General features: G+C 72.3%; 9 protein-coding genes. 3 read left to right on the forward strand and 6 right to left on the reverse strand.

Going from position 1 to position 15,844, the window contains the following annotated elements; all coding sequences use genetic code 11:
* Positions 1 to 99: 99 nt before the first annotated feature.
* The gene (gene fxsT, locus SCATT_RS19485; RefSeq protein ID WP_014144836.1) at positions 100 to 3,084 is read left to right on the forward strand and encodes an FxSxx-COOH system tetratricopeptide repeat protein; all 2,985 of its coding nucleotides are present in this window, start codon (positions 100 to 102) and stop codon (positions 3,082 to 3,084) included.
* Between the two features lie 83 nt (positions 3,085 to 3,167).
* On the opposite strand, the gene SCATT_RS19490 is transcribed toward fxsT, so the two are convergent.
* The 4 genes from SCATT_RS19490 to SCATT_RS19505 form a co-directional block, all read right to left on the reverse strand.
* On the reverse strand, positions 3,168 to 7,025 hold the full coding sequence (locus SCATT_RS19490) for a multifunctional oxoglutarate decarboxylase/oxoglutarate dehydrogenase thiamine pyrophosphate-binding subunit/dihydrolipoyllysine-residue succinyltransferase subunit (protein WP_014144837.1): 3,858 nt from the start codon (positions 7,023 to 7,025) through the stop codon (positions 3,168 to 3,170).
* 273 nt (positions 7,026 to 7,298) lie between these two features.
* On the reverse strand, positions 7,299 to 8,444 hold the full coding sequence (locus SCATT_RS19495; protein ID WP_014144838.1) for a sensor histidine kinase: 1,146 nt from the start codon (positions 8,442 to 8,444) through the stop codon (positions 7,299 to 7,301).
* Entirely contained in the window at positions 8,441 to 9,187 is a 747-nt protein-coding gene (locus tag SCATT_RS19500) for a response regulator transcription factor (protein ID WP_014144839.1), read from the reverse strand. Before SCATT_RS19500 ends, SCATT_RS19495 begins: the two co-directional genes overlap by 4 nt.
* Positions 9,188 to 9,251: 64 nt before the next feature.
* Positions 9,252 to 9,929 (reverse strand): spermine/spermidine synthase domain-containing protein, encoded by a 678-nt coding sequence (locus tag SCATT_RS19505; RefSeq protein ID WP_014144840.1) that lies wholly within the window; start codon positions 9,927 to 9,929, stop codon positions 9,252 to 9,254.
* Between the two features lie 144 nt (positions 9,930 to 10,073).
* On the opposite strand from SCATT_RS19505, the gene lon reads away from it, so the two are divergent.
* Positions 10,074 to 12,530 (forward strand): endopeptidase La, encoded by a 2,457-nt coding sequence (gene lon / locus SCATT_RS19510; protein ID WP_014144842.1) that lies wholly within the window; start codon positions 10,074 to 10,076, stop codon positions 12,528 to 12,530.
* 51 nt (positions 12,531 to 12,581) lie between these two features.
* On the opposite strand, the gene SCATT_RS19515 is transcribed toward lon, so the two are convergent.
* The gene (locus SCATT_RS19515) at positions 12,582 to 13,430 is read right to left on the reverse strand and encodes a lysozyme (RefSeq protein WP_014144843.1); all 849 of its coding nucleotides are present in this window, start codon (positions 13,428 to 13,430) and stop codon (positions 12,582 to 12,584) included.
* 235 nt (positions 13,431 to 13,665) lie between these two features.
* On the opposite strand from SCATT_RS19515, the gene SCATT_RS19520 reads away from it, so the two are divergent.
* Complete coding sequence (locus SCATT_RS19520; RefSeq protein ID WP_042507671.1) at positions 13,666 to 14,121, forward strand: MarR family winged helix-turn-helix transcriptional regulator; 456 nt, start codon at positions 13,666 to 13,668, stop codon at positions 14,119 to 14,121.
* A 536-nt stretch (positions 14,122 to 14,657) separates the two neighbouring features.
* On the opposite strand, the gene SCATT_RS19525 is transcribed toward SCATT_RS19520, so the two are convergent.
* A complete protein-coding gene (locus SCATT_RS19525) occupies positions 14,658 to 15,548 on the reverse strand; it encodes a hypothetical protein (protein ID WP_014144845.1) in 891 nt (296 codons plus the stop codon).
* Positions 15,549 to 15,844 lie beyond the last annotated feature (296 nt).

Here is a 15,844-nt window from a genome sequence, read left to right on the forward strand (position 1 = left end):
CGCGGACCCGTGGTGTCGGCGCGGTGGGATACTCTGCCTGACAGGCAGTCATCTCCGCAGGTCCCGTCCCATTCCGCACGGTACGAGGGAGACGGTCGCATGACCCCGCAAGCCCAGGCCCCCGGCACCCGCGAACACTTCACCATCAGCTATGCGGGATACAACCGGCCCTGGGCCGCCTGGATCGCGCACCAACTGGAGCAGCAGGGCCACGGCACCGCCCTGCTGCGCTGGGACCCGCCGCTGGGCATGGCGCTCACCGAGGCGCTGGCCAACCTGCTCACCGCCCCCGGCCGGGTGCTGCTGGTGCTGGACGACTGGTACTTCCAGCTCGGCCCGCGCACCGACACCGAATGGACGCAGGCCCTCGCCGACGTGGTGCCGGCCAACCTCGACCGGTTCGCCGCGGTCAGCGTGGCCACCCGCGCGCTGCCGCCGACCGCCGCCCCGCTCGGCCCGGTCGACCTGCGCGACCTGGACGCCCGCGAGGCCCGCCGCCGCATCCTGCGCCGCCTCGGCCTCGACCCGGCGGCCGGCGAGGCCGGCCCCGACGGCTTCTCCCCGCGGTTCCCCAACGACCCGCCCGCGGTGTGGAACCTGCCCCGCCGCAACGTGCGCTTCACCGGCCGCGACTCCGCTCTGGAGGCGCTGCACGAACGGTTCGCGGCCGGCGGACGCGGCGGCGCCCGGGTCGCCCTGCGCGGCATCTCCGGCGTCGGCAAGTCGCAGATCGCCGCCGAGTATGCGCACCGGTTCGGCAACGACTACGACATCGTCTGGTGGGTCAACGCCGGCTACCGGGCCACCGCCCGCGAGCAGTTCGCCGCCCTCGCCCCCCGCCTCGGCCTGGAGACCGGCCAGGAACTCGGCGACCGCATCCGCGCCGTCCACGAAGCCCTGCGCACCGGCCACCCCTACCGCCGCTGGCTGGTCGTCTTCGACAGCGCCGACGACACCGAGCAGATCGAGGACCTGCTCCCCGAGGGCAACGGCCACGTACTGCTGACCACTCTCACCCAGGACTGGGCGGCCACCGGCGCGGTCGGCGAGATCGAGGTCCGCCCCTTCCTGCGCGAGGAATCCGTCGCCTACGCCCGCCGCCGCGCCGAACGCCTCACCGCCGAGGAGGCCGACGACCTCGCCGACGCCGTCGAGGACCTGCCGCTGCTCCTCGCCCAGACCGCCGCCTGGCTGGCCGGCAACCCCATGCCCGCCAAGGACTACATCGAGCTGATCCGCCGCGGCAACCCCGCCCAGATCGCCATCCGGATGTCCCAGGACTACTCCATGGGCTTCCAGACCAGCTGGTCGATAACGCTGAACACGCTCAGCGAACGCAGCCCCGAGGCCACCGAACTCCTCCACCTGTTCGCGTTCTTCTCACCCGAGGCCATCCCGGTCCGGATGATCCAGAACGCCCGCCCCGCCGACCTGCCCGACCACCTCGCCGCCCTCGCCGCCGACCCCATCCGCTGGCACACCGCGCTGCGCCGGCTCTCGGAGTCCACCGCGGTACGCATGGACTACGTCACCGAGGCCGACCGCGAACCGATGGTCGACACCGTGCAGATGCACCGGCTCTACCACGGCTTCCTGCTCGGCAACCTCTCCGAGGACCGCCGCGACCGGCTGTCGGCCGCCGCCTGCCGGGTGCTGGTCAGCGCCGACCCCAGGGCCCCCGGCGACACCCGGGAATGGTCCCGGTACGCGGCGATCATCCCGCACCTGGAGCCGGCCGACGCCCTCTCCAGCGGCGACCCGGACGTGCAGCGGCTGCTCATCAACTGCATCGAGTACCTCAAGACCCGCGGCGAGTACAGCTCCGCGCTGCGCCTGTGCGAACTGACCGTCGACCGCTGGCAGGACCGCCTGCCGCCGGACGACTCCACCATGCTGCTGATGCGCGTCATGCACGCCAACATGCTGCGCCGCTCCGGCCGTTACCGGGAGTCCGAGGCGGTCAGCCGGGCGGTGGTCGACGAACTCACCGAGACCCGCCCGGCCGACGACCCCGATCTGCTGTGGGCCCGCAACAGCCTGGGCGGCAGCATGCTGGCGCTGGGCGCCTACGAGGAGGCCCGGGCCCTGTTCACCGAGTCGGTGGCCACCTACACCCGGGTGCTCGGCGAGGAGGCGCCGCTGACCGTCCAGGACCGCAACAACCTCGCCGTCGCCCTGCACCTGCTCGGCCGCTACGAGGAGGCGCTCCAGCAGCACCAGGTCAACCTGCGCATCGCCGAACGCCAGACCCACCCCGGCCACTACCGCACCCTGTACGCGGGCACCCAGTGCGCCTGGCTGCTGCGGCTCCTCGGCCGCTACCGGGAGGCCACCTCCAAGCAGGAGCAGATCGTCGGCGCCTACCGCCGCGCGGTCGACCGCTACAGCCCCGGCATGCTGCGCGCCGAGCACAACCTGGCGCTGTGCCTGCGCCGCTCCGGGGACTCCACGGCCGGCGAGGCCCTGATGCGCAGCGTCGTCGAACGCTTCGTCCAGGCCCAGGGCCCCAGCCACCCCGAGACCCTGCTCGTCCAGGCCGACCACGCCAACTTCGTCCGCAAGCACGGCGACCTCGACCACGCCCACCGGCTCAGCCGCACCGTCGCCGACCGCTACCGCAACCTGGTCGGCGCCGACCACCCCTACGCCATCGGCACCGAGGGCAACGTCAGCCTGGTGCTGCGTTCCCTCGGCGACCGCGAGGCGTCGCTGGCCGTCGCCGAACGCGCCTGCCACGCCATGAGCCGCGCCGTCGGCCCCGACCACCCCTGGACGCTGGGGTGCGCGCTCAACACCGCCGGCGCCCGCAACCTCGTCGGCGACGAGGAGCACGCCGCCGAACTCAGCCGCGACACCCTCGGCCGGGCCAAGGCGACGCTGGGCGACACCCATCCGCTCACCCTGTCCTGCAAGGCCGGCCTCGCCGCCGACCTGCGCGCGCTGCGCCGCTCCGAGGAGGCCGCCAAGCTGGAGCAGGAGGTGCTCCAGCAGCTCACCGACACCCTCGGCGCCCAGCACTCGCACACCGTCTCGGTACGCCGCCGGGAGCGCCCGTACTGGGACTTCGAACCGCAGCCGAGCTGACCGCCGCCCGCGCCACCGGACGCGGAAGGGGCCCCCGCCGATGGCGGGGGCCCCTTCGTTCAGCCATGGCTGGACGTCCCGGATCAGATCTCGAAGACTTCCTTCACCAGCTGCGCCTGCTCGGCCTGGTGGCGCTTGGCCGAGCCCACGGCCGGCGACGACGAGGCCGGACGCGAGACGCGCCGCAGCCGGTCGGCGTTGTCCGGGGCGGCACCGAGCACCAGGTCCAGGTGGTCGATCAGGTTGAGCGCGATGAACGGCCAGGCACCCTGGTTGGCCGGCTCCTCCTGGGCCCACACGTACTTCTGGGCCTTGGTGTACTTGGCCAGCTCCGCCTGGATCTCCGCGCCGGGCAGCGGGTAGAGCCGCTCGATGCGGATCAGCGCCACCTCGTCGGCCTTGCGCGCGGTGCGCTCGGCCAGCAGGTCGTAGTAGACCTTGCCGGAGCAGAAGACGACCTTGCGCACGCCGTCCGGGTCCACGGTGTCGCCGATCACCGGGCGGAAGCCGCCGGTGGTGAACTCCTCCGCCTTCGACGCCGCCGCCTTCAGCCGCAGCATGGACTTCGGGGTGAAGACCACCAGCGGCTTGTGGTGCGGGTTGTGGACCTGCCAGCGCAGCAGGTGGAAGTAGTTCGACGGCAGGGTCGGCATGGCCACCGTCATGTTGTTCTGCGCGCACAGCTGGAGGTAGCGCTCGATCCGGGCCGAGGAGTGGTCCGGGCCCTGGCCCTCGTAACCGTGCGGCAGCAGCAGGACGACGCCGGAGGTCTGGCCCCACTTCTGCTCGGAGGCCGAGATGTACTCGTCCACCACGTTCTGCGCGCCGTTGGCGAAGTCGCCGAACTGCGCCTCCCACATCACCAGCGCGTCCGGACGGGCCAGCGAGTAGCCGTACTCGAAGCCCATGGCCGCGTACTCGCTCAGCAGCGAGTCGTAGACCATGAAGCGCGCCTGGTCCTCGGAGAGGTAGAGCAGCGGGGTGTAGTCCTCGCCGGTCTCCCGGTCCACCAGCACCGCGTGGCGCTGGCCGAAGGTGCCACGCCGGGAGTCCTGGCCGGCCAGCCGGACCGGGGTGCCCTCCATCAGCAGCGAACCGAAGGCCAGCGTCTCACCCGTCGCCCAGTCGATGGTGCCGTCCTCCACGCTGGCCGCGCGCCGCTGGAGCTGCGGCAGCAGCCGCGGGTGGACGGTGACCCGCTCGGGCAGGTTGACCTGCGACTCGGCGATCCGCTTGAGGACCTCCTGGGAGATCGCGGTGTCCACGTGCACCGGGAACTGCGACTGCGGCGCGGGCTCGGGGGCCTCGGCCGGGGCGGAGACCGCCTCGCGCACCTCGGTGAAGACCTTCTCCAGCTGGCCCTGGTAGTCCTGGAGCGCCTGCTCGGCCTCTTCCAGGGTGATGTCGCCGCGGCCGATCAGCGACTCGGTGTACAGCTTGCGCACCGAGCGCTTCTTGTCGATCAGGTCGTACATCAGCGGCTGGGTGAACGAGGGGTTGTCGGCCTCGTTGTGGCCCCGGCGCCGGTAGCAGACCAGGTCGATCACGACGTCCTTGTTGAACGCCTGGCGGAACTCGAAGGCCAGCCGCGCCACGCGCACCACGGCCTCCGGGTCGTCCCCGTTGACGTGGAAGATCGGCGCCTCGATCATGCGGGCCACGTCGGTGCAGTACATCGACGAGCGGGAGGCGGTCGGCGCGGCGGTGAAGCCCACCTGGTTGTTGATGACGATGTGCACGGTGCCGCCGGTGCGGTAGCCGCGCAGCTGCGACATGTTGAGCGTCTCGGCCACCACGCCCTGGCCGGCGAAGGCCGCGTCGCCGTGGAGCTGGACCGGCAGGACGGTGAAGTCGGTGCCGGCCTTGCCGATGATGTCCTGCTTGGCCCGGGAGATGCCCTCGACGACCGGGTCGACGGTTTCCAGGTGCGAGGGGTTGGCGGCCAGCGAGACCTTGATCTGCTCGCCGTCCAGGCCGGTGAAGGTGCCCTCGGCGCCCAGGTGGTACTTCACGTCGCCGGAGCCGTGCATCGACTTCGGGTCGAGGTTGCCCTCGAACTCGCGGAAGATCTGCGCGTAGGACTTGCCGACGATGTTGGCGAGCACGTTGAGCCGGCCACGGTGGGCCATGCCGATGACGACCTCGTCCAGCCGCGCCTCGGCGGCGGCGTCCAGCACCGAGTCCAGCAGCGGGATGACGGACTCGCCGCCCTCCAGCGAGAAGCGCTTCTGGCCGACGTACTTGGTCTGCAGGAAGGTCTCGAACGCCTCGGCCGCGTTCAACCGGCGCAGGATGCGCAGTTGTTCCTCACGCTCGGGCTTGGCGTGCGGGCGCTCCACCCGGTCCTGGATCCACTTGCGCTGCTTGGGGTCCTGGATGTGCATGAACTCGATGCCGACGGTGCGGCAGTACGAGTCGCGGAGCACCCCGAGGATGTCCCGCAGCGTCATCATCGACTTGCCGGCGAAGCCGCCGACCGCGAACTCCCGCTCCAGGTCCCACAGGGTGAGGCCGTGCTCGGTGATGTCCAGGTCGGGGTGCTTGCGCTGCTTGTACTCCAGCGGGTCGGTGTCGGCCATGACGTGGCCGCGCACCCGGTAGGAGTGGATCAGCTCGAAGACCCGGGCGGCCTTGGTGACGTCGTCGTCGTGGCCGGCGTCGATGTCCTGCCGCCAGCGCACCGGCTCGTAGGGGATGCGCAGCGACTCGAAGATCTCGTCGTAGAAGCCGTTCTCGCCCAGCAGCAGCTGGTGCATCACGCGCAGGAACTCGCCGGAGGCGGCGCCCTGGATCACCCGGTGGTCGTAGGTGCTGGTCAGCGTCATCACCTTGGAGACGCCGAGCCGGTTGAGGGCGTCCTGGGAGGTGCCCTGGAACTCCGCCGGGTAGTCCATGGAGCCGACGCCCATGATCATGGACTGGCCGGGCATCAGCCGCGGCACCGAGTGGACGGTGCCGATGCCGCCGGGGTTGGTCAGCGAGCAGGTGACGCCGGTGAAGTCGTCCATGGTCAGCTTGCCCGCGCGGGCCCGCCGGACGATGTCCTCGTACGCCTGCCAGAACTCGAAGAAGCCCAGCGTCTCGGCCTTCTTGATGGCGGCGACCACGAGCTGGCGCTCACCGCTGGACTTCACCAGGTCGATGGCGAGGCCCAGGTTGACGTGGTCCGGCTTGACCAGCGTCGGCTTGCCGTCCTTGACGGTGAACGCGTGGTTCATCGCCGGCATGACCTTCATCGCCTGCACCATCGCGTAGCCGATGATGTGGGTGAAGGAGACCTTGCCGCCGCGCGCCCGCTTCAGGTGGTTGTTGATGACGATGCGGTTGTCGAACAGCAGCTTGACCGGGATGGCCCGCACGCTGGTCGCGGTCGGCAGCTCAAGGCTGGCGTTCATGTTCTTGGCGACCGCCGCGGAGGGGCCGCGCAGCGTGACGTACTCGGTCACCGGCTCCTGCGCGGCCGGCTGCTCGGCCGGGGTGGCCGGCCCCGCGGCGGCGGGCGCGGCGGCCGGGCCGGTCTTGGCCGGGGCCGCGGGCCGGGCGGCCGGGGCGGCGGGCGCGGGCTGCGCCGGGGCCGGCTTGGCCGCGGGCGCGCTCGTGCTTCCGGCCGCCTGCGGGGCCGTCTGCTGTGCGGGGGCAGACGGAGCCGCGGCGGCCGGAGCGGGGGTGCCGTTGGCGGGCTGGGTGGCGGTGGGAGCAGCGGGCGCGGAGCCCTGGTTCTTCGGCGCGGCCGGCCCCGCGGAGCCCGCGGCGTCGGCGCCCGGCTTGTAGTCGGCGAAGAAGTCCCACCAGGCTCGGTCTACCGAGTTCGGGTCCTGGAGGTACTGCTGGTAGATCTCATCGACGAGCCACTCGTTGGCGCCGAAACCGGCGGCGGGGTTCTTCCCCTCACCGTCGGAGTCGGTCGGGACGCTCGATGTGTTGGGGGACTGTGACGACACGGCGGCAACCGCCCTCTTCCGCTTCACAAGGTGGTGGACAGCGGGAATAAAGGCTACGCCTACCGGGCGGGTCGGCGCAGGTTACGAGGGGCAGTCGTCGCGCACGTCACACCCGGAGGCGGGTTTGGCAGCTGTCCTGGACGGGAAATCGGCATTCTTTTGGGCGTCCGCGCGTCCGTGCGGGACGGAAGCGGGGGCGCTCGGTCGTTTATGGCAGGGGTTATCCGGTTTTCGGCACCGATCAACCGTTCGGTACCTCTATGCCACCCTACGTCAATGTGACGTCGTACTTTTACCCGGAAGGGTGAGACGGATGCGGCATCCGCGTGCCGACTCGGCCACCCGGATCCGGCCTCCGTGCAGCTCCACCGCCCACCGGGCGATGGCCAGCCCCAGTCCGGTGCCGCCGTCGCTGCCGGAGCCCTCCGCGGCGGGCGCGCTGCCCCGGCTGAACCGTTCGAAGACCGTGGACCACTCCGACTCGGGGATCCCCGGGCCCTCGTCCAGCACCTCCAGCTCCAGCGACTCCGGGGCGTCGCCGGACCGGGCCCGCACCGTCACCCGGCCGCTGGGCGGGCTGTGCTTGACCGCGTTGTCCACCAGGTTGGAGACCACCTGGTGGAGGCGTTCCGGGTCGGCGTACGCGGTCAGCTCCGGCGGCGAGACGTCCAGGTGCAGATGGACGTCGTTGCGGGAGCGCGAGTGGGTCTCCAGCGCCACCCCGGGCTTGATGCTGGCCGCCTTGAGCACGCCGGACAGGTACGGCCACACCTCGAAGCGGCGGGCGTTGAGCGGCACCACCCCGCTGTCCAGCCGGGACAGGTCGAGCAGGTCGCCGACGAGCCGGCCGAGGCGCTCGGTCTGCGCCAGCGCCGCGCGCATGGTCTCCGGGTCCGCCTCGCAGACCCCGTCCACCACGTTCTCCAGCAGCGCCCGCAGCCCCGATATGGGGGTGCGCAGCTCGTGCGAGACGTTGGCCACCAGCTCCTTGCGGTGGCGGTCGGCGGCCTCCAGGTCGGCCGCCATGCTGTTGAACGTCACCGCCAGCTCGCCCAGCTCGTCCCGGCGCCCGGTCCGCACCCGGCGGCTGTAGTCGCCCTGGGCCATCGCCTTGGCCACCGCCGTCATCTCCCGCAGCGGCGAGGTCAGGCCGTGCGAGACGAACTGCATCAGCAGCATCGAGGTGATGATCGAGAAGATGGTGATCACCCGCAGCTCGGTCTCCGAGTGGATCGCCACCAGCACCAGCAGCGTGGTCAGGAAGACCGAGGAGATCACCAGCAGGCCCAGCGCCGCCTTGATCGACCGGTACGGGTCCACCGGGCGCAGCGCCTCCCACAGCTTCCGCAGGGCGCCCGCCGCCTCAGGGGAGCGGCACGCCCGTCCGGGGAGGCGGGGACGCGGCAGCCGTGGCGTCACGGCGCCGGGGTCTCCAGCGCGTACCCGACGCCGTGCACCGTGCGGATGCGTTCGGCGCCGATCTTGCGGCGCAGCGCCTTGATGTGGCTGTCGACGGTGCGGGTGCCGGAGGCGTCCGCCCAGTCCCACACCTCGGCCAGCAGCTGCTCGCGGGAGAGCACCGCGCGCGGGGTCTGGGCCAGGCAGGCCAGCAGGTCGAACTCGGTGGGGGTGAGGTGGACGTCGTCGCCGCGCACCCGGACCCGGCGCTGGGCGTGGTCGATGGCGAGGTCGCCCAGTTGCAGGGTGCCGCCGCGGGGGCTGCGGGCGGCCACCGCGGCCCGTTCCACCCGGCGCAGCAGCACGTGCACCCGGGCGGCCAGCTCACGCATGGAGAACGGCTTGGTCATGTAGTCGTCGGCGCCCACCCCGAGGCCGACCAGCATGTCGGTCTCGTCGTCCCGGGCGGTGAGCATCAGCACCGGCACCGGGCGCTGCGCCTGGACCCGGCGGCAGACCTCCAGGCCGTCGTAGCCGGGCAGCATCACGTCGAGCACCAGCAGATCGGGCTGCCAGTTGTGGGCGGCGTCCACCGCGGCCGGGCCGTCGCCCGCGGTGTGGACCTGGAAGCCCTCGGCCCGCAGCCGGACCGCGATGGCCTCCGCGATCGTCGGGTCGTCCTCGACGACGAGCACGCGGCGCTGGGTGCCCGGCAACGAGGCACCGGCCGTACCGTGCGCCGCACTCGTCTGTGTGTTCTCCATCGGGCCCGCCCCCACTTGGTCGCGCTGCTTGGGAAGCAGCGTAAGGGGCGCGCGCGGCCCTCGGCTACGCGGCCCGTACGGCGAGGTGGACAACATTGGGCACACCACGCGCGACCGGCACCGCAATGGTCCGGACCTGCTGGAATCCGAAGTTCCGCAGCGCCTCCTCGAACTCCGCCGACGGCTGCGCCGACCAGATGGCCAAGACCCCGCCGGGGACAAGGCGATCACGGCACGCGGCGAGCCCGGCGGGCGCGTACAGACCGTCGTTGGACTCGGTGACCGTCCACTGCGGCCCGTTGTCGACGTCCAGGCAGAGTGCGTCGTACGTCACATCGGCGGTGCGCAGGTGGTCGAGGAGGTCGGCCACGACCACGGTGACCCGGGGATCGGCGAGCGCGCCGGCGGTGAGGGAGCCCAGCGGGCCGGTGCGGTGCCAGTCGACCACGGCCGGCTCGCGCTCCACCACGGTCACCGCCGACCAGCGCGGCTCGGCGGCGGCCTCCAGCAGCGAGAAGCCCACGCCCAGGCCGCCGATGAGCACCGAGCGCCCGGGGCCGGGCGGCAGCGCCTCCAACGCGGCCCGCACCAGCAGCCGTTCGGAGCGGCCGTCGGAGGTGTCCATCAGGAAGCACCCGTTCTCGATGATCTCGTAGATCCCGCCGCGTCTTCGCAACACCACTTCGCCGTAGGGGCCTTGGCGCCGTTCCATCACGGTCGCCGCGCCGGTCAGGTCGTCCATGGCGCCAGGTTAACCGCGGCCGGCCCGGCGCCCGCCGGGGGCTGATCGCTCACAGCGAACAGAATCACGCGATGGACGGGGAACATCGGGGCCATCAGAAGCATTGAGTCGATACAGCTCAACTTGCCTGCCTAGGGAGAGATCATGGCTTCAGAGTCCCCGACGTCCGCGCCGCTCACCCTGCCCGTGCTGCCGCTGGACGACGCCGTCGTGCTGCCCGGCATGGTCGTCCCGCTGGACCTGTCCGACAGCGAGGTGCGGGCCGCCGTGGAAGCGGCGCAGGCCGTCGAGCGGGACCGGGAGAACTCCGCCCACGTCCCCGGCATCCGTTCCGCCACCACCGCCCGCAAGCCCCGGGTGCTGCTGGTGCCGCGGGTGGACGGCAAGTACGCGGCGGTGGGTACCCTCGGCGCCGTCGAGCAGGTCGGCCGGCTCGCCGACGGGGACCCCGGTGCCGTCATCCGCGGCCTCGCCCGGATCCGCATCGGCGCCGGCACCACAGGGCCCGGCGCCGCGCTGTGGGTGGAGGGCACCGAGGTCACCGAGCCGGAGCCGACCGAGCCGCCCGGCGTCGTGGCCGAACTGGTCCGGGAGTACAAGGCGCTGGCCACCGCGTGGCTGCGCAAGCGCGGCGCCTGGCAGGTGGTCGACCGCGTCCAGCAGATCGACGACGTCTCACAACTCGCCGACAACTCCGGCTACTCGCCCTTCCTCGGCGCCGAACAGCGCGTCCGGCTGCTGGAGACCGTCGACCCGGTCGAGCGGCTGCGGCTGGCCATCGAGTGGCTGCGCGAACACCTCGCCGAGCAGGACGTCGCCGAGACCATCCGCAAGGACGTCCAGGAGGGCATGGACAAGCAGCAGCGCGAGTTCCTGCTGCGCCGCCAGCTCGAAGCCGTCCGCAAGGAACTGGCCGAGCTCAACGGCGACCCGGCCAGCGAGTCGGAGGACTACCGCTCCCGGGTGGAGGCGGCCGACCTGCCGGAGAAGGTCCGCACGGCCGCGCTGAAGGAGGTCGACAAGCTGGAGCGCTCCTCCGACGCCTCCCCGGAGGGCAGCTGGATCCGCACCTGGCTCGACACCGTGCTCGAACTGCCGTGGAACACCACCACCGAGGACGCCTACGACATCGCCGGCGCCCGGGCCGTGCTCGACGCCGACCACGCCGGCCTTGACGACGTCAAGGACCGCATCACCGAATACCTCGCGGTGCGCAAGCGACGCGCCGACCGCGGTCTGGGCACGGTCGGCGGACGCCGGGCGGGCGCGGTGCTCGCCCTGGTCGGCCCGCCCGGCGTGGGCAAGACGTCGCTGGGCGAGTCGGTGGCCCGGGCGATGGGGCGCAAGTTCGTCCGGGTGGCGCTGGGCGGCGTGCGCGACGAGGCGGAGATCCGCGGCCACCGCCGCACCTACGTCGGCGCCCTGCCCGGCCGCATCGTGCGGGCGGTCAAGGAGGCCGGCTCGATGAACCCGGTGGTGCTGCTGGACGAGATCGACAAGGTCGGCTCCGACTACCGCGGCGACCCCTCCGCCGCGCTGCTGGAGGTCCTCGACCCGGCGCAGAACCACACCTTCCGTGACCACTACCTGGAGGTCGAACTCGACCTGTCCGACGTGGTCTTCCTGGCCACCGCCAACGTCCTGGAGGCCATCCCGCAGCCGCTGCTGGACCGCATGGAGCTGGTGCGGCTGGACGGCTACACCGAGGACGAGAAGCTCACCATCGCCCGCGACCACCTGCTCCCGCGCCAGCTCGAACGCACCGGGCTCACCGCCGAGGAGGTCACCGTCGCCGAGGGGGCGCTGCGCAAGCTGGCCGCCGAGTACACCCGGGAGGCCGGGGTGCGCGAGCTGGAGCGTTCCATCTCCCGCATCCTGCGCAAGGTCGCGGCCCGGCACGCGCTCGGCGGGACCGAGCTGCCGCTGACGGTGGCCGAGGATGACCTGCGCGGGCTGATCGGCCGCCCGCACCACGTCCCGGAGTCGGCCCAGGACCCGCAGGAACGGCGCACCGCGGTGCCCGGGGTGGCCACCGGCCTGGCGGTCACCGGCGCCGGCGGCGACGTGCTCTTCGTGGAGGCGTCGCTGGCCGACCCGGAGACCGGCGGCACCGGGCTCACCCTCACCGGCCAGCTCGGCGACGTGATGAAGGAGTCGGCGCGGATCGCGCTGTCCTTCCTGCGCTCGCACGGCGCCGAACTGGAGCTGCCCGTGGGCGACTTGAAGGACCGCGGGATCCACCTGCACGTCCCGGCCGGGGCGGTGCCCAAGGACGGCCCGAGCGCCGGCATCACCATGACCACCGCGCTGGCCTCGCTGCTCTCCGGCCGCCGGGTCCGCGACGACGTGGCGATGACCGGCGAGGTCTCGCTGACCGGCCGGGTGCTGCCGATCGGCGGGGTCAAGCAGAAGCTGCTCGCCGCCCAGCGCGCCGGGGTCACCACGGTGATCATCCCCAAGCGCAACGAGGCCGACCTGGACGACGTCCCCGCCGAGGTGCTCGACACCCTCCAGGTGCACCCGGTGGCCGACGTCCGCGAGGTGCTGGCGCTGGCGCTGGAGCCGGCCGCCGAGCCGGCGGTGACCACGGTCGCCGCCTGAGCCCGGGGCCGGGGCCGTGGACCGCGCGGTCCACGGCCCCGGCCGGCGGCGTCAGCCGGTGGCGAGCGCCTGGAGGCGGTCGTAGGCGCCGTTGAAGTAGTCCTGGTCACCGGGGAGGGTGCCGGAGTCGGCGTACTGCCAGAAGGTCTGGTAGCCCCAGCCGGCCGGCAGGGTGCCGGGGCCGGTGCTGTACCGGGCGATCCACAGCGGGTTGGCGGAGGCGAAGCCGCCGTAGTTCCCGGTGCAGCTGGTCCACCAGTCGGTGGTGGTGTAGATCACCGGGTAGCGGCCGGTGCGGGCGTGCACCTCGTCGCTGAACGCGGCGATCCAGCCGACCATCGCCGACTGGCTCAGCCCGTAGCAGGTGGCGCCGTAGGGGTTGTACTCGATGTCCAGCGCGGGCGGCAGCGTCCTGCCGTCGGCCGACCAGCCGCCGCCGTGGCCGACGAAGTAGTCGGCCTGGGTGGCCCCGCCGGAGGTGTCCGGGGTGGCGAAGTGGTAGGCCCCGCGGATCATGCCCACGTTGTACGAGCCGTTGTACTGCTGGGCGAAGTACGGGTTGGTGTACGTGGTGCTCTCGGTGGCCTTGACGTAGGCGAAGCGGGCGCCGTTGTTCCAGGCGGTCGACCAGTCGACGTCGCCCTGGTAGGCGCTGACGTCCATGCCGGGGGTCTGGGTGGTCGCCGGGACCACCGGCTCGCCGTGGCCGCCGCCCTCGTGGGCGCGGACGGTGGAGCCGGCCCAGTCGAGCTGCGGGTGGGTGACGTGGCCGTGCCCGGCCGCCGACGCGGTCCCGGGCAGGGCCAGCACCGCGGCGAACAGGGTCACCGCCGCCACCAGCCATCCGGCCGCCCGTGAGCGGCCGGGTCTGCGTCGACGTGCGGTCGGGTCGAGGGACATGAACGCCTCCAAGGTGCGCGTGGATTGCTGCCGGGGGGTTCCTTGGTGTGGTCATGACATATTGCCCACGGCTGACGGTACGCGCGTAGAACGGCGAGGCGGAAGAGGGCCCGTGGACCGCCGTTGGTCTAATCCTCCGGAATACTGGAGGAGCTGCGGTGATGGCAGGCGCTGAAGGAAATCTTCACCGCCGGAAAGGGCTGACGTGCGGAAGGCCGACGACGGGCGCGACGAAGTGACCGAGGGGGGACCCGGCCCCGAGTGGTACGACCGGGGCATGGACGCCCTCGAACGGGAGATCACCGTCTTCTACCGGCGGGCCCGCGCCTCCTCCGGGGAGATGGCCCGCCAGGTCCACCCCGAACTCGAACCCGCCGCCTACGGGCTGCTGGTCCGGCTGGAGGAGACCGGCCCGGAACGCGCCACCGAACTCGCCGCGTACTTCGGCGTCGGCAAGGCCACCATGAGCCGCCAACTGCGCGCCCTCGAACAACTCGGCCTCGTCGCCCGCGAACCCGACCCGGCCGACGGCCGCGCGTTCCTCCTCCGCCTCACCGACGAGGGACACCACCGTCTCGGCCGCGTCCGCGAAGCGCGCCGCGCGCGCTACTGGCGGCAACTCGCCGAATGGGACCCCCGCGACGTCCGCGAACTCGCCCGCCTCCTCCACCGCCTGAACACCGCCCCCTAACGGCCCCGCTACGCGCTTGCGGCCAACCATTACTCCGTGGCCCGGTTCGCCCGGTTCGGGGTGCCGGGGTGGCCTCCGGCGGCCCCTGTCCGGTGGGGGGTTGGGGTGGGTTTGGTTTGGTTCGGCACGGGGTGGGTTCGCCTACTGCCGGTACGGGGTCGGGGGCGCGCCGGGGGTGACTCCTCGCTCCAGGTTTCGTTGTCGGCTTTCCTCCGCCCCGCTGGGTCGCTGCGGGGACACCCCCGGCACACCCCCTTGTGCCGTCGTGCGGGTGCCTCTCTTCGCGGGTGGGGGTGAGTGAGGAGGTTGGGGTCACCCCGGTCTTTTTCTCACCCCCTCCGTGCCGCAGCGCGGAACGATGCAGAACGGGGGCGTGCAGGGGTGTCCCCGCAGCGACCCAGCAGCCGGAGCCAAGCCTTGGCGGATACGGGGAGCGAGGAGTCACCCCGGAGGGCCCCCGGAAACCCAGGAAGACAGTGCGCATCCCGCACTAGACGAATACAGCCACGGGTGGGCGGGGGGAAACATCCGTGACGTCAGCCACGACGAAGGGGGACCGGGGGAACCCCGAGGGCGGCGTGCGTGACCGTCGCGTCGTCGTGGCGCTTACCGCGGGGGAAGCGCGTACCCGACGGGTCGGCGGCCTCCGCCGCGCGGACCCGGCGGATCACTTCCTCCGGACCCGCCGCGCGAACGACCTCCACCAGCTCCCCCCACCCGCACTCGTGGAACACCTCCACCAACCGCGACGCCCCGTCCGTGAGCGCCGTCAGCGAGCGGACATCGGCGCGCGGGGTGGCGCCGGTGACGGCGCGGGCGGCGACCGAGGGGTCGGCGGCGGCGGTGAAGAAGCCGCCCTCCGCGTTGCGCAGCGCCTCCACCGCCCGCCCGTACTCCGCCCCCGCCACCGCCCGTTCCGGCGACCCGGGCGGCAGCGCCCGTACCGCGGCCCGCATCGCGCGCACCGGCTCCGGCAACCGGCCGAGGCGGTCGTCGAGCACCGCCCGTACCGACTCCTCCGCGGTGCGTCCCGTTGTGTCCTCGATCAGCAACACCGAGTCGGATAGCACCAGATGCTCCACCACGTCCCGGTTCCACCGGGCCGCCACCACGGTTGCCTGCGGCGTGTTCCTATGAGAAAGGTCACATGACGACGCGTGGGATCCGGCCGTGCGGGCGATGGCCTCGGTGAGGCAGTCGGCGAGCGCCGTCCCGGGGCGCGCGGCGGCCAGCTCCAGCAGGGCGCCACCGAGGCGCGCGGTGAACCAGGGCACGCCGTGTACGCAGCCGGTGCCCGCCGGCGGCGGCGTCACCCCGTCCAGGACGACCAGTACGCCGCCTTCCCCGGACGCGGGGAGCGCCACCGCGGTGAAGTCCTCGTTGGGGCGTTCGGGGGTACCTGGGCGGGTCGCGGTCTCGATGCGCATGACGGGCAGTCTGCCCGAGTATCGCCACGGGCCGCTGGTACATACCTGACCTGCGACAACGCGGGTGCGGGCGCGAATCTTGCCAGGAGGCCGCCGCAATGCCAAACCGCGGTCGGCCGGTCCCGGGTGAGCGGGATCACTCAGGGTTGAACGCCAACTTCCGGTTGTTGTTGACTCCTTCGAGTGTCACGGCGGGGAAGCGTGTCACCGCCTCTCGGCGGGCCGGATCGACCGGCCGGCCCCGGGACGGAATGGGGAGCGCGGCGCCGAGCGCCGCGCCGGTGGCCGGCTTCGCC

Source organism: Streptantibioticus cattleyicolor NRRL 8057 = DSM 46488, assembly GCF_000240165.1.
GTDB classification, from domain to species: Bacteria; Actinomycetota; Actinomycetes; order Streptomycetales; family Streptomycetaceae; genus Streptantibioticus; species Streptantibioticus cattleyicolor.